The sequence below is a fragment of the Halioxenophilus sp. WMMB6 genome (genome assembly GCF_033283405.1).
In the GTDB taxonomy this organism is placed as follows: Bacteria; Pseudomonadota; Gammaproteobacteria; order Pseudomonadales; family Cellvibrionaceae; genus Halioxenophilus.
Window position 1 is genome coordinate 48,291 of sequence record NZ_JAWMQR010000012.1, and the last position, 18,805, is coordinate 67,095.

Annotated in this window: 20 protein-coding genes; 13 read left to right on the top strand and 7 right to left on the bottom strand. The window is 52.5% G+C overall.

Features of this window, described 5'->3' with window-relative positions; genetic code table 11:
* Positions 1-105 precede the first annotated feature (105 nt).
* The 3 genes from SBL51_RS21230 (at position 106) to SBL51_RS21240 (ending at position 5,420) form a co-directional block, all read left to right on the top strand.
* The gene (locus tag SBL51_RS21230) at positions 106-921 is read left to right on the top strand and encodes a hypothetical protein (protein WP_317933181.1); all 816 of its coding nucleotides are present in this window, start codon (positions 106-108) and stop codon (positions 919-921) included.
* A gap of 463 nt (positions 922-1,384) precedes the next feature.
* On the top strand, positions 1,385-4,027 hold the full coding sequence (locus SBL51_RS21235; RefSeq protein ID WP_317933182.1) for a TonB-dependent receptor plug domain-containing protein: 2,643 nt from the start codon (positions 1,385-1,387) through the stop codon (positions 4,025-4,027).
* A 70-nt stretch (positions 4,028-4,097) separates the two neighbouring features.
* The gene (locus tag SBL51_RS21240) at positions 4,098-5,420 is read left to right on the top strand and encodes a hypothetical protein (RefSeq protein ID WP_317933183.1); all 1,323 of its coding nucleotides are present in this window, start codon (positions 4,098-4,100) and stop codon (positions 5,418-5,420) included.
* 49 nt (positions 5,421-5,469) lie between these two features.
* Here the strand turns inward: SBL51_RS21240 and SBL51_RS21245 are convergent, their stop codons facing one another.
* From SBL51_RS21245 to SBL51_RS21255, 3 genes are all read right to left on the bottom strand, one after another.
* Positions 5,470-6,744: a hypothetical protein gene (locus SBL51_RS21245; protein WP_317933184.1), complete on the bottom strand. Its 1,275-nt coding sequence runs from the start codon at positions 6,742-6,744 to the stop codon at positions 5,470-5,472.
* Positions 6,745-7,464: 720 nt separating this feature from the next.
* On the bottom strand, positions 7,465-8,139 hold the full coding sequence (locus SBL51_RS21250; RefSeq protein ID WP_317933185.1) for an alpha-ketoglutarate-dependent dioxygenase AlkB: 675 nt from the start codon (positions 8,137-8,139) through the stop codon (positions 7,465-7,467).
* Positions 8,140-8,358, bottom strand: a complete 219-nt coding sequence (locus tag SBL51_RS21255) for a Nif11-like leader peptide family natural product precursor (protein ID WP_317933186.1) — start codon at positions 8,356-8,358, stop codon at positions 8,140-8,142.
* A gap of 757 nt (positions 8,359-9,115) precedes the next feature.
* Between SBL51_RS21255 and SBL51_RS21260 the strand changes: the two genes are divergently transcribed.
* The 6 genes from SBL51_RS21260 (at position 9,116) to SBL51_RS21285 (ending at position 12,862) form a co-directional block, all read left to right on the top strand.
* Positions 9,116-9,514 (top strand): hypothetical protein, encoded by a 399-nt coding sequence (locus tag SBL51_RS21260; protein ID WP_317933187.1) that lies wholly within the window; start codon positions 9,116-9,118, stop codon positions 9,512-9,514.
* Between the two features lie 196 nt (positions 9,515-9,710).
* Entirely contained in the window at positions 9,711-9,956 is a 246-nt protein-coding gene (locus tag SBL51_RS21265; RefSeq protein WP_317933188.1) for a YdcH family protein, read from the top strand.
* A 6-nt stretch (positions 9,957-9,962) separates the two neighbouring features.
* The gene (locus tag SBL51_RS21270) at positions 9,963-10,277 is read left to right on the top strand and encodes a TraR/DksA family transcriptional regulator (protein WP_317933189.1); all 315 of its coding nucleotides are present in this window, start codon (positions 9,963-9,965) and stop codon (positions 10,275-10,277) included.
* A 230-nt stretch (positions 10,278-10,507) separates the two neighbouring features.
* Positions 10,508-10,990, top strand: a complete 483-nt coding sequence (locus SBL51_RS21275) for an NUDIX domain-containing protein (protein ID WP_317933190.1) — start codon at positions 10,508-10,510, stop codon at positions 10,988-10,990.
* Between the two features lie 8 nt (positions 10,991-10,998).
* Positions 10,999-11,691: a class I SAM-dependent methyltransferase gene (locus tag SBL51_RS21280; RefSeq protein WP_317933191.1), complete on the top strand. Its 693-nt coding sequence runs from the start codon at positions 10,999-11,001 to the stop codon at positions 11,689-11,691.
* 37 nt (positions 11,692-11,728) lie between these two features.
* On the top strand, positions 11,729-12,862 hold the full coding sequence (locus SBL51_RS21285; protein ID WP_317933192.1) for a formylglycine-generating enzyme family protein: 1,134 nt from the start codon (positions 11,729-11,731) through the stop codon (positions 12,860-12,862).
* Between the two features lie 97 nt (positions 12,863-12,959).
* On the opposite strand, the gene SBL51_RS21290 is transcribed toward SBL51_RS21285, so the two are convergent.
* On the bottom strand, positions 12,960-13,301 hold the full coding sequence (locus SBL51_RS21290; protein ID WP_317933193.1) for a hypothetical protein: 342 nt from the start codon (positions 13,299-13,301) through the stop codon (positions 12,960-12,962).
* Positions 13,302-13,625: 324 nt separating this feature from the next.
* On the opposite strand from SBL51_RS21290, the gene SBL51_RS21295 reads away from it, so the two are divergent.
* Positions 13,626-14,057 carry a hypothetical protein gene (locus SBL51_RS21295; protein ID WP_317933194.1) on the top strand — a complete coding sequence of 144 codons (432 nt, stop codon included), beginning with the start codon at positions 13,626-13,628 and terminating at the stop codon, positions 14,055-14,057.
* A 60-nt stretch (positions 14,058-14,117) separates the two neighbouring features.
* Here the strand turns inward: SBL51_RS21295 and SBL51_RS21300 are convergent, their stop codons facing one another.
* Complete coding sequence (locus tag SBL51_RS21300; RefSeq protein ID WP_317933195.1) at positions 14,118-14,606, bottom strand: NifB/NifX family molybdenum-iron cluster-binding protein; 489 nt, start codon at positions 14,604-14,606, stop codon at positions 14,118-14,120.
* Positions 14,607-15,052: 446 nt separating this feature from the next.
* On the opposite strand from SBL51_RS21300, the gene SBL51_RS21305 reads away from it, so the two are divergent.
* On the top strand, positions 15,053-15,604 hold the full coding sequence (locus SBL51_RS21305; protein ID WP_317933196.1) for a hypothetical protein: 552 nt from the start codon (positions 15,053-15,055) through the stop codon (positions 15,602-15,604).
* Between the two features lie 519 nt (positions 15,605-16,123).
* Here the strand turns inward: SBL51_RS21305 and SBL51_RS21310 are convergent.
* Positions 16,124-16,534 (bottom strand): DUF2750 domain-containing protein, encoded by a 411-nt coding sequence (locus SBL51_RS21310; RefSeq protein ID WP_317933198.1) that lies wholly within the window; start codon positions 16,532-16,534, stop codon positions 16,124-16,126.
* A gap of 71 nt (positions 16,535-16,605) precedes the next feature.
* On the bottom strand, positions 16,606-17,172 hold the full coding sequence (locus SBL51_RS21315) for a flavodoxin (protein ID WP_317933199.1): 567 nt from the start codon (positions 17,170-17,172) through the stop codon (positions 16,606-16,608).
* Between the two features lie 307 nt (positions 17,173-17,479).
* On the opposite strand from SBL51_RS21315, the gene SBL51_RS21320 reads away from it, so the two are divergent.
* A complete protein-coding gene (locus SBL51_RS21320) occupies positions 17,480-18,040 on the top strand; it encodes a cyclin-dependent kinase inhibitor 3 family protein (RefSeq protein ID WP_317933200.1) in 561 nt (186 codons plus the stop codon).
* A gap of 5 nt (positions 18,041-18,045) precedes the next feature.
* Positions 18,046-18,735 carry a hypothetical protein gene (locus tag SBL51_RS21325; RefSeq protein WP_317933201.1) on the top strand — a complete coding sequence of 230 codons (690 nt, stop codon included), beginning with the start codon at positions 18,046-18,048 and terminating at the stop codon, positions 18,733-18,735.
* Positions 18,736-18,805: the final 70 nt, after the last annotated feature.

Consider the following 18,805-nt stretch of genomic DNA (forward strand, 5'->3'; position numbering starts at 1 on the left):
AATATTTTCCCGCTACGATATGATGTTGTGGTTTTAACCGGGTGAAAATCTCAACACAGCCAAACCCGACAGAAGATCAAATGCTAATAAGCACCAGGAGGCTACATGGCAAGAATACATTTAATTAGCGGTGAGAAGGGGGGCGTGGGTAAATCCTTTACCGCACGGGTGCTGGCACAATATTTTATTGATCAGAAAATGCCCTTCATAGGATTTGACTCCGATCAGTCGCACAGCACCTTCTCCCGTTTTTATGCGGAATTCGCGGCGCCGGTTAAGGTGGAAAATTTTGAGAGCCTGGATGAGATTCTCGCCCGGGCGGAGCAGCAGCCCGACCAGGATATCATTGTCGATCTGGCCGCACAGACCACCAAGTATCTGCAGGCCTGGATTGGCGAGAGTGACCTGTTTGCCGTGCTGAAGGCAATCGATGCCCAGCTCTACTGGTGGCATGTTATGGATGATGGCGCTGACTCCGCCCGCCTGTTGCAGGACCTGTTGGTCGCCTTTAAAGGGGCACCGCTGCAGTTGGTGGTGGTGAAAAACATGGGGCGGGCACACAATTTCAGCCTGTTTGATGCCTCAAAAATCAGCCAAGCAGCCCAGGAGCGCAAAGCACTCTTTTTTACCCTGCCTGAGCTCTCGGCCAACCTGGCTCAAAAAATCGATTTCTACAACTTCAGCTTTTGGGCTGCGGCCAACAACACTAAAGCGATGTCGACTGTTGAGCGTCAGCGGGTGAAGGTTTGGCTGCAGAACTGCTATACCAAATTTGCCCGCTTTTTAAAGCCCTTGGCCAGCTCATCGGAACCCAGTCAACCGGAAAAAGGCCTGCCGGAAACAAGCCAGCCGGATTCTAGTCAGTCAGAACAAGGCCAGCCCGCACCAAGCCAGATAGCAGCGAATCAACCCCTCCAGTGAGAGCACTATCGCTAAACCGGCGGTGGTAAATTACCGCCGGAACTTTCTCTGTTTCCAGTATTGATTAATCATTGCCAGTGGCGGGCGCAGTAGAGTTCACAGCCTGGGCGGCTGTAAACCTGCTTGTGGCTGCTTTGCGACAACCAATTTCAAGTCGACGGAAAGTTAGGCAGGGAGTTGGTCGACGTTGGTTTGTGGGTAATGCAAAACCCCGATTGGTCGCGACCTGTTCAATAACTGGCTACTCTTTTTTGAATTTCTAATCTTAATAAAAGATTCATCACTCTTCCATTTGGTGGCCACTTTGGCCAGTAATGATGGCGTGTTGGTTTAAATTTAAATTTTTCTCTAATTTTCTACTTAAATATTTTTACTATAAATATTTCATATTTCGGTAAATTATTTTTAATTTGCCAATGACAGTCTTCCCCACCGGATTTACACAACCATTAGGGGAAGTACCATGCATTATAAATTCAATCAGCGTCGCCTGGTTCAGGCGATCAGTGCAGCGGCCACCATCGCTGTATCGGTTCACGCTTACAGCCAGGAGCAAGAGATACCGACCAGTGAACTCCCAAAATCAAAAAAAATAGAGGAGGTTATTGTTGAAGGCAGTCGTATGAGTGAGGGGATTTCGGATCTGGCGATTGATGTCGCCCGCTTTGGAACCCAGGTGCAAATTATTAACTCCGAAGAGATTGCCACCGGCGGCTTTACCAACTTTGGCGAGTTGGCTGCCGGCCTGATTCGCGGTGCCAATATCGGTTACTCGCCGGACGAAGGCGAATTTACCATTCGCCTGGACGGTGGTACCGACCGCGACACACTTTTATTGCTCGATGGTGTCCCCACCTTCGACCGGGGCACTCCGCTGGAGAGTTTGTGGGGGGCCACCGCCATTGACCCGCGCATGATTGAAAACGTGGAAGTTTATCGCGGTGGTCAGAGCCTCTATTTTGGTGGTAATGGCGGTTTGGGTGTGGTTAATGTTTTGTACAAACGCCCCGAAGCTGGCCAGGAGACCAAAGGCGAAATTGGCTTTTACGGCGGCAGTTTTAAAACCCGGGAAATGTATGGCAATGTCTCTATGCGCCTGTTTGATAGCGACGAGCACGCCATTATGTTTTTTGCCCGCTCCTATGAGACCGACGCGCACACACTGTTCGACCGCGAAGCACACGTGGATACGGTCCGAGCGTTGGGTGGCTTTCACGATTTTCCCTACTCCTACAACTTGTTGGGTGTGAAGTACGTTTGGCAGATGAACGATGACACGTCACTGCGCTTGGGGTATCAACACGCGACGATCGATTTTCGCGACTCGTTTCCTGATCGAACTGTGTTTCAACCGAACTACACCGAGTTTCCGATCTACGACCTCAACTTTGAAAGCCAGTTAAGTGACTCCACTACACTCACCCTGGATGCCTACTACACCGCACCGACACTGAAAAACAGTGAGGTGGATGTGCGCGTCTGTAATATTCCTCGAGTGCGGGATTTGCCTGCTGATATTCAACAGATTGCTGCAGACCAGGGCATTACTGAGTTTACCAATGCCGCCCAGTTTGAAGCCTTTGCTGATGGCATCGATAGCCTCCCGGCCGGTTGTGTGACCAACCCGGACAACGCTATTACCTCTGTCCCCACCGGCGCCGCCACCAGTGCCCGAACCGGCTTCCTGGTCGATGAGAATGGCAACCCCTACGGCACCGTTGATAATCCCTTCCCCATTGGCGCACCCATCGGTTATGTGATTCAAAGTACGGCATCCTTTGGTGATGGCTCGCCCACCAAAGGTTTTGGCGAGGGTGATCAATACAAAGCCGGGTATGTCGACTACGGCTTGAATACCCGGGTTAAAACTGTTTGGAACGATACCTTGCAGACGGTGTTTGGTTTTCAAAATATCACCTACTTCGACAACTCCGCCGCTGCCTACGGCATGACGGACGATAAGGTCGAGAGCAACGGTATCTACGCCGATGTGCGGTTGGATTTTGATATTTTAGCGGGCTCCAGTTTCTCGCTTGCCGGTCGCCAGGATTTTAACAACGCGTTTGAGGATGAGTTCATCTGGAAGTTTGGTTTCCGCCAGGAGTTTGGTGGTGGCTATTATGCTCGCGCAAATGGTGGTACCTCCTACAGCAATCCAACTTTGACGGAAATCGGTGCCCGGGAAAATCTGCTCAACAACCCAGATTTGGAAACTCAAGGAGTGGATACCTACAGCCTTGGCTTGGGTTTGAACGGCGAGGCATTGGGCGGTACCTACAATGTTGAGGTCGGTTATTTCAATACCGAAATTGACAATCAATTTGGCAGCGCACGTTTAGAAAACGTCTGCCCGGATATCGCGGCCACCAACGGTACTGATCTGGTTGACGATATTGTGCGCCCAACCTCCTTCTGTAATTACGCCAGCAACGAGTTTGAAGCGGGTAATCTCAGTGGCCGCGAGACGGCTTACTTTAACTATGACCGCATTCAAGAGATTGAAGGTTATACCATTGATGTCTCTTTCGACTTTGATCAGTGGCAGTTGGACTTCACCTACACCGATATGGAGTCCCTGGAGAGCAACCCGATTTATGGTTTAACCGCCATTCGAGAGGGCACGGGTGAATCACTGGATTTCGTCGTGCCAGGAGCCGCTGGTGCCAGTGCCACCCGTCAATCATCAGAGCGTCCGGAATGGTCCGCCTCGGCACTGCTCACCTATACCCCTACCGAGCGTTGGGCGCTTGCGCTTAATCCAACCTGGCAGGGGCCTGAATGGGCCTACGCCGGTACTACCCAAAGTCGTTTGGTGGATGAGAGCGGCCAGCGAGTCAGTGAAGATTTGAACTTTGGCGATTACTTTGTGCTGAACGCTTCTGTGCAATATTTCATGGGTAAGGATTTGGAGCACCGCTTCCTGTTGCGTATGGTTAATATCACTGATGAAGACTACTTTGAGCGCGCTTCAGCCAGTGCCACCCAGCGAGCTTCCACTGCAGGTGTGCGTGGTGAAGTCGGTATCTACGATCAGGAGTACTACTACCAGTACGGTTGGAACGGCAAACCCCGCTCTTTCTGGCTGCAGTACGAATATCGTTTTTAAGCCTTTATCCAATAACTCATCGCCAATTAAACCATCGCGGTCGCCGCGATGGTTTTTTTAGGAATAAATTATGAAAAAGATAGCTAGAAAGATAGCTAAGAAGTCAGCTTTAATGGTTATCGCCCTGGCCGCGTTAAGCGCGGTTGATGCCAGTGCCGAAAGTCAGTGGTGGAAAGGTAATACCCATACCCACACCTGGTGGAGCGATGGCGATTCACCGCCGGAAGTGGTGGCCGATTGGTATAAAGAGCACGGCTACCAATTTTTGGTGCTAAGTGACCACAATATTATGCAGCAGGGTGAAAAGTGGTACTCCATTACCAATAGTAAACGCAATGCCGAGCAGGTGCAGGCTGCCTACCAAACGTATCACAAGCTGTTTCCCACCGGTTGGATTGAAGAGCGGGAAGTGAACGGGGATAAGCAGGTGAAATTAAAAACTCTGGATGAGTTTCGTTCACTCTATGAACAGCCCAACCGTTTTATTTTTGTCAAAGGCGAAGAGATTTCAGATCGCTTCCGCGCCCATCCGATCCATATGAATGGTGTTAACACGGTGAAGAAAATAGAGCCGCAGGCTGGCAACAGTGTGGCCGATGCCATTCAGAACAATATTGATGCGGTGCGCCGCCAAAGTGAGCAATTTGGCCAACCTATGTTTGTCCATCTGAACCACCCCAATTTCTACTACGCGCAAACCGCCGAGGATTTTTTCTATCTCGATTACGCCCCCGGTGAAGGCTACTTTGAGATGTACAACGGCCACCCTCATGTCAATAACTACGGCGATGCGCTGCACGATAGCGCCGAACGTATCTGGGATATCGTACTGGCCAAACGCCTGGGCGAGCTGCACCGCAGTGTGCTCTACGGCGTGGCAGTGGATGATGCTCACGAGTACACCCGCTGGGGTGTGGGCGAGACCAACCCAGGCCGCGGTTGGATCATGGTGCGTTCCGAGTGGTTAACCCCCAATAAAATTGTTGAGGCCATCAAGCGCGGCGACTACTACAACAGCACCGGGGTGACGTTGAAAAAGTTGGCCATCAGCGACAACCGCATCGATCTGGAAATTGACGCTGAACGGGGTGTCGATTACCGGGTGGAGTTTGTCGGTACCCGGCGCGGAGTCGATCTGGAGCCCGAGATGAGTGTTGTGCCGCATGATCACATGGGGGTTACGGATCACGAGCATAAAGCCATCAAACGCTACAGTGCGGAGATCGGCCAGCTATTGAAGGTAGTCGAGGGCCGTAAAGCGAGTTATGTGGCTACCGGTGATGAGATCTATGTTCGGGCGCGTATCATCTCCAGTAAGGCCAAGCACAATCCCTTTGCCGAGGGTGATGTGGAGATGGCCTGGACGCAACCTCTGGTGGTGGCCGCCCCCTAAGAGCGATAACCAGCCCTTTGGGGCTGGTTATCAGCTTGGCTGAGGCAGATTACAGTGTGGCTGGCAGTGGGTATCGTTTAACCACGCCGGTGGCATCCACTGGCTCGCCATCAATCAGCTTGGGCCGGTACTTGCGGTTAAGCAGGGAGTTCTTCAGTGCGGCCAGGGCGCGTTGGTTGTCGATGCTGGTTTCGACGACCTCTACCTCACTGGCATTGCCGCGCCAGGAGACATTGTAGCGAAACACAGCATAGTCTCCGGCGGGCTCCTGCTCGAGATCTTTAGCTTGATTCAGGTTGGGCAGGTCGACGGGCAGGCGGACAATCTCGTTGCCATTGTCGCTATCGTGTTGCAGATTTTCAAATAGGGTATGGTAGGCCTTGCGATACTGTTTGCGGGCAGACTCCGGCCGGTTGTAGAGCATGTACCAGTCGGCCAGCATAATTTCGGCATCAAACAGCGACTGAAAATCGTGGTCGCCGTCGCTGGCTTCGATTGTCACCATACGCTCAATGGCTTCGCGCCCAGAGTTGTACTGCTCAATAATGAAATTCTCTTTCTGCGCGGCCAGTGTGGTGGCTGGGTCGTTGGCTTCCAGTTTGCTGTCGACGATAGGGCGATTTTTTTCAACGCTCACCACCGACAGATAGTAGGCGCTGACGGAGAGATCATAGAGCCACGGCACCATGGCTTGATCGCTCGTACCATAGTGTTGCTCGAGTGTAGCCAACGCTTTGGTAAACAGCTGGTTGGCGCGCAGCAGGTGCAGCTCAGGCCGGCCGCCAACGCTGGCATCGTGGCCGAAGTAGTTAACCATGTGCAGGCTGGCCAACTGGCGGACGCCTTGCAGGAATTTTTCCGGGCCATCGACGCCATGTTCCGTCGCCAGCCACTGCCAGTGACCCAAAAAGTTCTGAGCCAGCTCCCAGTCGTCCATGGCCACAGCGCTCTCTACCATAGCGGCCAGAATCACCTCTTGCCCGGTTGAGTAGAGGCCCTGATTGATACGCTCCACGTGCATGGCGCTTTTGAAGGCCTCCAGGGCGGCGCTGTGGTCCTGCTGCTGTTGCAGTTGCATACCGAGGCTGGTGTAGAGCTGGCCCAACTCGGCGGCGTAGGGCCCCTGTTCAGATTGGACGGCGGCGATGGCGTCGGCAACGGTGGTTGCCACAGGTTTAGGCTTGGATGAGGTTGTGTTGGTGTGCAGGGCAGCCAGTTGCAGCGGCTCTTCGCCGGCGGCTAAAGCTATGCCTGGCATGCCTGTGCCGGAAACAAATGGCAATGCACACAGCATTAGCCTGTGAATGGTTTGGCGGACTTTCATTAACCTATCCTCTTACAAATACCCAATCTCAAAAAACAGACACACAAAACCCTAGTAGCAAGGCACCCGCGCTCCTACGCGACGCTATTTTCGTTATGGTTGTGATTATTATTTTGAGAGAGAGTCACCAGCCCTGGTTGTTGGCCACGAATCAGCCTGGCACCAGGAGGGTGCTCGAGAGGTGGGCTTACAGCTTCTTGCCGGTTTGGTTAGCCCCGCCGTCACTCTAGGTATAGTTCATCCCTTTCGGGCATGACAAATCGCTGTTGGTTTTCAAGCTAACGCTGATAAGGCAGCGCTAACCTTTGGTCGAAAAGCCCCAGCCGGTGACGTTATCTTGCTACCGCAGTCACAATTTCTAACTGGCCGCGATACTCTATCTTGTCGTTTTCGCTAGTTGCAGAAGAGGGACATACAAATACCGTACCTAACCCATCCGCTCGCCCCGGGTTAGTGAGGCAATTAGCGAAGTTATTGCGCACTTATCACCCACTGCGGCAGATAAATCTCTATTCAATACGGTTAAAAGGACATTTCTTCTCCCCACACGGCCAGCGTCAGTTGGCCGGGGTCAGCTGCCTGCTCAATTTTGGTGCTTGATTCGGAGTGACGTGTTGGTCACTGGTTGCAAACCGAACAAAATCATCCGTTAATCGGCAATAGGGCTGCGGAGCTGTGTAGGCAAACAGGCAAGTTGGCTGACGGCGGTAGCCTGCCCACCTATTTGGCGGGTGGTGGCAGTACCCGGCGGAAGGTCAGATTAATGCGCGGCTGATGGATTTCCGGGGCGGGGGGGACTCCGTGCTGGAAGTGACGCTGAAATTCCGGGTGCATAACCAGCAGGCTGCCACTGTTGAGTTCCAGTTCACCGACCTCGCCGGTGGCAGAAGAGCGGTATTGGAAACCTCGTGTCGCGCCGAAAGTGACAGAGGCGATGAGCGGCTCGGTGCCCATTTCGCGGTCGTCGTCACTGTGCCAGCCGACATAATCGCTGCCATCCCGGTAGAGGTTCACCAACACGGCATTAAACGGATAGTTGAGTTTGGCTTCCAGTGCCCGGCGAATCTGAAGCAGCAGAGCATTCCAGGGCTGGGAGGTAAGCAGGTTATCGGTGTAGCTGTAGACGATACCTGGGTCTGCATGCCAGGTCTGCTGCCTGGGCAGTTGGAAGGAGCGACCGGCCACCGAGTAGTGGTTGGTTGGCCAGGGGTGTTGATGCAGAAAGTACTGCAGGTAATCGGCCTGCTGGGCTCGATTGAAAAAGCCATCCCACAAGCTCAAAAAGGGCGCGATACGTTCATCCACGGTCCGGCTTGTCGGTACCTCTATAGAGGTGACCGGCGGTTCACTGGTAACCGCCGGTACAGGCGCAACCTCAAATACCGAAGCCGACATTTAGGCTCGCAATAGGGCTTTTACCAAACGCTCAGAGAGCTGGTCGGGCGTAAATTGCGGCTCATTGGGCGGATAGAGGGAGTCTTCATCAAACTCGAAGCCGTTGTCCCGAGCAAGGGCGAACATCTCTTTAAGTTTTTGACAGCTTTTCAATTGTTCGGCCAGTGCCGGGTCGCTTTTTGCCTTGGCAGAGAAGGCAGCAATCACATTTACAGACATGGTCTTATCTCTCACTTAATCTGGTGGAACTAAAGGTCGTAATCTGGTGGAACGGTACGGCTTAGCCGCAACAGGGGGTTATGAGCAAATAGTTAGCCGCTAATGTCTGGCCTTTGGCAAAAAAAGCAGTTAACAAAAAGTTATTTAAAAACAAATAGTTATTGCTATTTGTAGGAAAGTGCCTGATCTGCTTTCTGTTGCGGGTGCCGGTGGGGGTGGCTGTTTTGGCGGATTTGCAACAAAGGGTGGTGTCCCACCTTGGTGAAAATTGTCGGAATTGGTACAGGTTGCTGCAGAATTTGGGATTTGTTGAATCGGGTCTTCGTCTGCACGCGCAACGCTCGTTTTCAGTGGTCCAATTTGTTCCCTTTACGACAGTCGTTGCCAATGCCTGAACCGGTTAATGTCGACTTCAGATGGCTCCGATAGGTAGCTCATAACACGTTGAAAGCTGAGGATAAATAAGTAAATCGACCTACTTGAGGGGGACTGGGACATATCATAGGGTTAATACTTTTTTAGGGGTATTTGACTTAGCTTCGTCTCATTGCACAGTCAGTTAATTAAACATGCATATAAATTGCAGAATAGTCGCTGCGAACATGTATGCACAAACTTGCAAATGATAATTATTATCATTTGGCTTGATTTTTGAATTGCTTGATCGTGAGCGCTGGTGTTTGGAGCAGCGCTTTACTTGATCAGAGGGCAACATCACCCACGCGGTGAAATAACAGAATAAAAAAGGTAAATGAGCATGTATGAGAGTAAAAAGTTACTCGCCCAAGCAGAGTCATTGGCGAGTCAAGGCCTGTGGGCGGATGCCGAGAGTTTCTATATCGCCGCTTGTGAGTCTTCCGCCGAGCATGTACGCCATTGGCGCGGCGATAGTGAAACCATAGAAACGGCAGTACTCTGCTACCACCGATTGGCACGTTGCTGTTTCGCCCAGGGGCGAGCGGATGTCGGCCAGGGCGTCTGCGAAAAGATCGATCTCCTCATCGAAGATTGTCGCCAACACTGCACGGTAACTGGCGCTAGCTGTGTGGCGCTCAGCCGCGCATTGGCGAAGACCAAATCGGAACTGCGCAGTGCCCAGCTGCAGCGGGCTCTGACCGAGGGGATGGATTCGGGGTTTAGCAGGCGTTTAAACTAAACGCCTTCAGTTTTGCTGAACTGTGCTTGGCGGGCCGGGTCATACTGGTTATTCTTTTCTACGGTCCACCTGCCGGATCGGCTGATTCCTCACTGCCTTCGACAGGGCTCGGTTTGAAGCTGATGTATATCAAGCATTCAACCAGGATTCGTCATAATCTGCTCTGCGAACCATCACCCAACTAAGGAGCCATCCTGTGGCTGTAGAACATCACGATTTAGTGCACGAATTACCGGAATACAAAGATCAAATCCACGCCTTGAAAACCTCCGATAGCCATTTCCGCAAGCTTTTTGATGAGTACCACGAGTTAACCAAAGAGATTGAAAACATGGAGAACGAGGTGACCCCTACCTCAACCGAGGAGGAGGAGTCCGCCAAATTGAAGCGTCTGCACCTGAAAGATGAGATGGTGACTCTTTTGAAACAGACACAAGGTTAGCCCCTTATGAATCTGCCCCAAATAGAACAGCAGTTGCGCAGCCAATTGGATGTGTTGCAACAACGGTTGCAGAAAATCACCTCTGATTTAACCCAGCCCCACTCAGCCGACTCCGAAGAGCAGGCCCAAGAGCGTGAGAATGACGAGGTTTTGGAGCGAATTGCCCAGGAGACCCGGGAGTCGATCAGCCATATCAACGCGGCCTTGGCCCGAATTGCCGATGGCAGTTATGGTGTCTGTGAAGCCTGCGGTGACAATATCGCGCCGGCGCGCTTGATGGCCATTCCTGAAGCCACCCTCTGTGTGAAGTGCGCCAGTTAAATCAACCCAGTCACACCACCTGGCCTGACCATCGCGTCTGACTATCTCGCTAAGGTAAGGTACTCCAAGCTAAAGCCCGGTCTGTCCCCGGGCTTTTTGTCTATTTTGCCGATAGTGTCTTTTTCGCCGTTTTCGATTCTCTAGCGTCATCGGGGCCTTTGGTCTGTTATTAGGCTGGTGGTGCCGTTGCGGTGTAGACTAGCGGGCCGTCGATAGCACAGAGATTACGCATGAAATACTGCCCGGAATGTGCCAGCCCGCTGGCTGAACAGCTGATAGATGACCAAATACGACTCGGCTGTTCTACTCTGGAGTGTCAGTTTGTCCACTGGAATAACCCCACTCCGGTGGTGGCGGTGATTGTTGAGGTGGCCGATGGGGTGGTGATGGCGCACAACGTCAGCTGGCCGCCTGACTTCTACTCGATCATTACCGGCTTTCTGGAGACCGGAGAAGATCCCATTGAGTGTGCCCGCCGGGAAACCGAGGAAGAGCTGTCACTGGTGTGCGACGAGATCTCTCTGGTGGGGGTCTACCCTTTTGCCCGCCAGAACCAGGTGATTATCGCCTATCATGCCCGGGCCTGGGGCGAGGTGCGCCTCAACCACGAATTGGATGACTACAAAATCGTACCGGTGGATGAGTTACAGGGGTGGCCAATGGCCACCGGCCTGGCCGTCACCGAGTGGTTGGCCAAGCGCAGGGGCGCGTAAGGAGAACGATGTCGCTATCCCCGTTAGAGCGTCTTACCGAGAAGCTGCGCGAAAAGATCCCCAACGGCGAGTTGGCCCTCACCCGTCTACCCCAATGCGACGCTATTCAGTTGTGGCTGCTCGATGCCAACTACCCCCAGTGGCAGTTGAGCCATGAGCAGGCCGCCGAGCTGATGGATAACCCGCCATTTTGGTCGTTTTGCTGGGCCAGCGGCCAGGTGCTCGCCAAGCAGATACTGGCCAACCCCGAGTGGGTTGCGGGCAGGTCGCTACTCGATTTCGGCGCGGGCTCCGGCGTGGTGGCCATTGCTGCCAAGCTGGCGGGTGCGCGCGAGGTGTGGGTGTGTGACCAAGACGCCAATGCTCTGTTGGCAGCAGAGGCCAATGCCGCGCTCAATGGCGTGAGCCTGCAGTTGTGTAACGAACTTAGCACCGCGCCCAGCACGGATCTGGTGACTGTGGCCGATGTCTTTTACGATCGGGATAACCTGCCGCTGCTGGCCACTATGCAGAAAAAATTTGGAGAGATTTTAATGGCCGACTGTCGATTAAAAGGTGAGCCGTTGCCGGGGCTTACCATTGTCGATTTTCAGCGCAGCCATACAGTGCCCGATCTCTCGGAGCTGGATGAATTCAATAATGTCTATATCTATCGCTCGACAGGCGTTTCCACCCAGGCGGTTGATTCGTCTACCCCGTAAAATCAAAATTAATTATTAAAAGAAAGATAGCATCAGGATGTTTCGCAAGCAGAAAAAAGTACTGTTGTATTATTTGTTGGTGGCGCTGGCTAGTGCTTTCGCAGAGGCGGCCACTACCAACCCAAACAGCCCGGATCAAAACTCCTCTGGCCTCAACCCTTCTGACTTCAACCCCTCTGACCCCAACCCCTCTGCCCCTAACCCCTCTGCCCCTAACCCCTCTGACCAGCGCCTCTGTCAAAACTACAGTGGCCTGCCCGAGCCGGAAGGTGAGCATCCGGGCATGGTGCACCTGGCGGGTGGCACTTTCGTTATGGGTAATGATGCCGGCCATAAAGATCACGGTACGGGTAACTTTCAGCCCTTCTACGAAGAGCGCAGCGAAATGGCGGTTACCGTTAAACCCTTCTGGATCGATCGCCACGAAGTGACCAACGCCCAATTCGCCCAATTTGTTGCCGAGACAGGTTATGTCACCCTGGCGGAACGCAAACCCAAAAAGGAGTGGTTTCCTCCCGGCTTCCCGGAAGAGGAGATGGTGGCGGGTTCGGCGGTGTTTATCGCACCCGAGGAGCCGCCGCGAATGGATGATATCTCGGCTTGGTGGCATTTTATTCCGGGCGCGGACTGGCGCCACCCACAGGGGCCGGCCAGTAACATTGAAGGCCGTATGAGCCACCCGGTGGTCCATGTCGCTTATGAAGATGCCGCTGCCTACGCCGAGTGGGCGGGCCGGTCGCTACCCACCGAGGCCCAGTGGGAGTACGCTGCCCGCGGGGGCTTGGCGCACGCGACCTATACCTGGGGCGATAACTTTCGCCCAGATGGGCAGTGGATGGCCAACACCTGGCAGGGCCAGTTCCCGACGGAAAACAAGGGCAGCGATGGCTATATTGGCTCGGCCCCGGTGGGGTGTTTCCCGGCCAACAATTACGGCCTGTTTGATATGGCCGGTAATGTTTGGGAGATAGTCCGGGACCCATACCAACCCTTCCACGCCTCAGACGCCGGCGAGCAGATGGTACAGCCGGGGCAGCATGTCATTAAGGGGGGCTCTTACCTCTGTACGCCCACCTACTGCATGCGTTACCGGCCATCCGCCCGGCAGCCACAAGAGTACACCTTAACCACGTCCCACATCGGTTTTCGCACGGTCATAAACGAGTGGTAGCTATCGATAGTAAAAAGCCCGATAGCTAAAGACCCGACAGTGAAAACCGCACCACCGGTGCTGTTGAGCGCCGGCGGTGCCTCAGCTGGTAAATCGCTCAGCTGACGGCAGTGCAATCTTTTACCTGAGCGATGCAGGCGTTGTCGCGCACACTGTGCAGGGCATTGTTAAAAACCATCTCATTTTCAAACAGCACGCTTTTCACCAGTACCTGGCCGCCACGGTTTTTAATGACGAAAAACTTCTCGCCTTCGGGGCCGGTACCCACGGCGATCATATCGCTCATCATTGAACCCACGCGCACCTCCTGAATGGCCTGCTCGGCTTCGGACTTGCTCGCGAACTCGGCACTCATCATCAATTGATCGCCTTTGCCGTTATAAAAATCAAATTGAAAAATTGAGTCGCCGGTGGTTTTCAATTCAAAGGTGGCAGCCATGCTCTTCTCCAATAGTGTCGTAAAAATTAAATCAGCCAGTATGGTTGCTCTGGAGCAATGCCTGTGCCACGCCGTCAAGCCGCTCTTACTCCTTAATATTGACCAAAATCAAAATTTTTGTCGTCTAAGCAACAAGGCAGTCGACGTCTGTGTCGCAACCACCACAGAAAAGGGCAATTAGCCGTAGAAAAACGCGAAAGCACGGCGGGATTGAAAATTGCTGATTGCTTGCAGAAGGACAAACGCTTGCCAAATTGTTTGGCTGATGGCGTGCCGACCAGGGTAGCAAGCTGCCCTGGCCACTCGCTCAAATTTGGAGAATCTGTGATGCAACCCCTATCGATTAGCATGAATTTACCCAGCCGCGATTTGGAAAAATCGGCCATGGAGCGGGCTATTACCGCGTTTGCTTTGAGCATTGCCACGCAAAAGGAGGCAACCCAGGGACTACAGGCGGGGCCGACACTGGATATCACCTTTATGTTGGCGTTTAACGGCGATAAACCGCCGTTTGATGGAATGCGTATGGGTGGCTATACCGCCAATGACAATACACTCTATTTTCAGGCGGCGGTGCCAGAGACGTTTAACAACTCTGAGCGCGCCAAAGATTACGTGGCGGCGATACTGGAAGACGTGGTCACTAATGCCATCGACTATTTTCAAACCACAGACATCCGCTTTGATGCCATCAACTGGAAACGGGCGCTGCCGCCGTTAATTAGTGGTGCCGATAAGATCGTACTACCCAACTAAAGGCTTGGCTAAGCCTTGCCGGGTAGTTGGGAGGGCTGAATAAACCGGGCTAGGGAGGTTTTACTCCTCCCAGTCCTCATCTTCCATATCGTCGAAGCGGTCATCGGATTTGGGGGCTTTCTTGGCAAGAATGCGTTTCAGCATAGGGGAGGGCTCACCATTGAGCTCGGCCTGTAGCTCTTCGATAATCTCCTCCACATCCGGCCCCTCTTTTACCACCACTGGGTTAACGCCAATCGTGACCAGCTGTTTGGTGGCGGAGCCGCCCACAGATCCGCAGTAGACCAGGTCGCAGCCCAAGAGCCACTGTAATTTGGGCTTGAGCTTGTCTTCGTTACCATCTTTAAGCTCTTTCGGAAAAATTTTACTGGCGATCAGTTCGGCCTCATCGCCATCAATTTCGTAGACAAAAAAGCCCTGCGCGGAACCAAAGTGCTGGTCCACCATTTCCCCGTCCTGGCTGGCAAAGGCCACTGTTAATTTGCCGTTTGGAGCGGCGTCCTCGGGTTGTAAGTCGGCTACACAGCTGATTTCAGCAAGGGTATTCATAGCGATAGTCTCCACACATATAAAGCTCTCATTAGCCTTGCTAACGATAAGCAGCCAGTTTGAAACTGATCCAGCGAAAAGTGTTCCAGTCCCGCTGGTGGAGTGGCATGGCTCTTGAAATAACCTCATTGAATTGACCAAAAACAATTCGAGCAGCGGGTAAGCCCTGCGCTGGCCCCTTGTTTCGTGCTGAAAAACGGGTAATCCGTTGCGGAAACTGCGCTTACAGTGCTGTTTGCTTCGGCTGTACCGTTTTCAGGTTGTTGGTAAGAGGTGTAGAGGGCTTGTCAGCCCGGAAGGCAGTGGCCAGTGCCCGATCAGCACGCCATGGATTTCCAGGTTGTGTAGCAAATCCGACAATGCCGCGCTGTTGTATGCAGCACAGAGTTGCCCGTAGGGTAAACATCAACTGTCACTTATTGATTAATGCGTAGAGGATAGCGTCTATGAAAATTGCCGATATTGAGTTTAAAGACGAAGCATTTAAGGCCTGCGTATTGGCAACAGGTTGTGAAAGTGCCGAAGAGGTGGTTGAACTGCGATGTCGCAAGCAAAAGATCAAGGATATCACCGGAGTTGAATTTCTGACTGAGCTGAAATTGCTGGATCTCACCCGCAACAGCCTGACAGACGTAGACCTCTCCAAAAACACTAAGCTGGAAGAGCTGTTTCTGGGTAACAATGCTATTGAAAGCCTGGATATCAGCGCCTGTAAAGAGTTAACCCATCTTGAGATCTTTATGAATGATCTGGAAGAGTTGGACGTTAGCAACAACAACCTGATTGAGGAGTTGTGGGCCGATGTTAACGACCTGAAACAGCTCGATCTTAGCAACAGTGTGGCGTTGACTGACCTGCGGGTTAACAACAACAACCTTACCTCGCTGGATGTCTCCGCCAGCCCCAATCTGGCCAAACTCCTGGCAAAAGAGAATCCACTCAGCGAGCAGTCGGTTAGCAGTTTGAGTTCGCTCAACTTAAAGCAGCTGCAGTTGTAACTGCTCTCTTTTCGGTTCGAATTGCGGGCTCCATCCAACTGAGTTCACGCTGCTATGCTGCGAGCGTGAACCGGTAATAGCAAAAGGGTGGAGTTCGTCAATTGCTGCTGTCTGTCAATTGTTGCTGCCTGGAGTGGCGGTATGGATTGTCCTATTGATGCTATTAATTGAGTGCCGCGCAATTAAATCAGGCTTAATTAAACAACGCCCAAATGGCTGGTCTTACTACCAAGGTCTGTGTCCTCAGGTATTAATTGGCCGTCATTCTGCGAAATTGGCTATTGTTAGCTATTTATCCGGTGAATGGTTTGCACGCGGTGGCGTGATACTTTCACAACACCGCAGGGGTGAGGTGGGGGGGAACCACAGCTTAACCGTGGTTTATCAACATGGCTAACATGCCGGACTGGATTCGCTGCTGATTGATGCAGTCAAAAATTTCAGCCCGGCTTTTGAGTTCGGCTAAAGACGAGCGTTGCAGGCAGAACAATTCCTGCTTAAATCGATCGATTGTGTAGTTCAGCCATCCATTCGATATTCGCCGGCATCAATCATTCCGGTGAAAATGCTCAGTAGACGATGTGGGCTAACCAGGCAGCCCGGTTTATTGGGCTTGGCCATAATCTCCACCAAAACGTCATCTTCAATCAGCATCTCCAGGGTGTGGTACATAAAATCTTCCAGAGATTCCGCTTGTGGTTGGCTGCCTTCCCACTCACCGACAGCGGCATCCTTTGCGTATTTCTCGTAGGGCCACACCGGCATGGCTTGCTCGCCATTTTCGCCTACGCGATAGATCCATTCACAACCGTCGTCAAGACCCCATATCTCTTCGGTTTCAAACACCCGGGTTAAAAAATATTCCAGCTGCTGGCCTTCGGACATGGTATCTGAGTCTAGGTACTCAGCGTCGTACGGTGCGTAGCGCATGGTGCTCTCCAGTATTGAATACAGACGCGATAATTAATCAAACAGTTCGCCAAACTTATGGCTGGCTGCTATCAGGCGGCTTCTGTTTCGCTGATGCCGGCAGATTGTTTCAGTGGCTCGCGAATCTGTTCAGCCCACTGATCCAAGCGTGCTTCGGTTAACATCGCCTGATTTTTATTGTCTACCGCCAGGCCCAGAAAGCGGCCATCGATAATGGCATCGGAGCCTGTGAACTCATAACCCTCGGTGCTCCAATCGCCAACAATGGTGGCCCCGCGGTCTTTGAAGAAACGGTACAGGTGGCGCATGGCACTAACAAAGCGATCACCATACTTCACCTGGTTACCAAGGCCATAGATGGCAATGGTTTTACCGCTCATATCCAGGGTTTCAAGTTGTGGCAGAAAGTCCTCCCAGCTACCGTTTTTAACACCCAACTCAGCGCTGGGCAGCGCCCCTTCACCGTAACTGGGGGTGCCAATAATCAACGCCTGGTATGCCATAAAGTCGTCGGCGGTGATGCGATTAACGTTGAGTGGTTTTGCACAAAACTCTTCGCCCACTCGGGTCATCAGTTTTTTGGCGATTAATCGGGTTGTGCCGGTGTCAGTGCCGAAAAAAATTCCGATTTTCTTCATGCTCGAGTGCCTTTAATAAGTTGTGACAGCTGGGCTGTTGGCCGCTTTGTCGGGTTGTCGTATTTCATGAGGTAATTGCAAAGAATGAACCAAGGCGGTTGAATTCTTCCACAGTACTGATATTTAACAGTGCTATTCAGCTTTGGCTGATCTGTATCAATTTCGGGTGGTCTTGTCGGTAATTTGGTTGTTGGATTATTGCCACCCTGGGCTAATTTAGCGGTAATTAAAACAGATGTGGTTGTCGGCTGTATTTATAGATTGGCAGTGTCCACAACCGGTGGTTAACCTAACTTAAAGGCAAACAATGGTGACCGTACGAACCAGTATCACCCACCCTCTACAGATTGCAGAGGTTCGCTTAAATCCAACACAAGGGCGCATTGGTATCACCTTTTGTCCGGGTAAGCACGACCGCCTGGCGGCCACCGGTGCCTGGGCTCGGGATCTCGCTACCGACATCGACGCAATCGTTGCCTGGGGGGCCAGCCTGGTACTGACGCTGTTGGAGCCAACCGAGTTGACCCTGTTAAAGGTGCCGCAGTTGGGGGTTCAGGTCGAAGCACGTGGCCTCCAGTGGCGACACCTTCCGATTGCCGACTACTCCGTTCCCACAGACACCTTCGAGCAGCAGTGGCAGACTCATGGCCGCGAAATTCGCCGATTGTTGCGCGCTGGCGGAGATATTCTCGTGCACTGCAAAGGTGGCCTGGGCCGGGCCGGAATGATCGCTGCGCGTTTGTTGGTAGAGCTGGGTATGACGCCAGATGAAGCCATCAAGCTGGTACGCAAGGCGCGTAAGGGCGCTATTGAAACCCCCGCTCAATTGGCACTGGTTCGTCGAACGCAGGCGATTACCGAAGAGTAGCGAAGGTGAATTCAAACGAGCTGTTGATTGATACCAATCGGATGGTGCGCGTGGGTGGCCAGCTTGGCAGTAACCCCGCCGGTATTTTTGAAGAGAGCAACGGCCGGCGTTACTACGTAAAAAACCTGGAATCTGAAGCCCATGCGAGCAATGAATTTATTGCGGCAAAACTTTATCAATTGGCCGGCGCACCAACGCTCACCTATGTTCATACACAGGCCAAGGATCAAGTGGCTACCCAGTGGTTAGCACTCGATAAAAAACATATTGCCCATTTTACCGAAACCGAGCGTAAAGCCGCGCAACAGTGGCTGGCGGTACATGCTTGGACTGCTAATTGGGATGCCGCCGGGATGGATGGCGATAATCAGGGGGTGGCTAACGGGCGGGTGTTTACGCTCGATGTCGGCGGCGCCCTGGCGTTCCGCGCGCATGGTGACCCCAAAGGGCGGGCATTTGGAACGGTGGTGGATGAGCTGACGACACTGCGCAATGATCCGCACAACCCCTACGCCGTTAATTTGTTTGCCGATATAAGTGATGAAGCATTGCGGGAATCAATTCAAAAGGTGGTATGCATTCCGGATGAAGAGATTGAACAGGTAATTCTTAATGCCGGTGGCAGTGCCAAGTTGGTAGAGAAAATGGTTGCGCGTAAGGGTGATATGGCAAGACGATTAGGGATGAATTTCTAATGGTTATTGATTCCAGAGAAATTCAGCAGGTAAATAATTCCAGCGTGGAGTAAGTCTGTTAAAAGGTTTC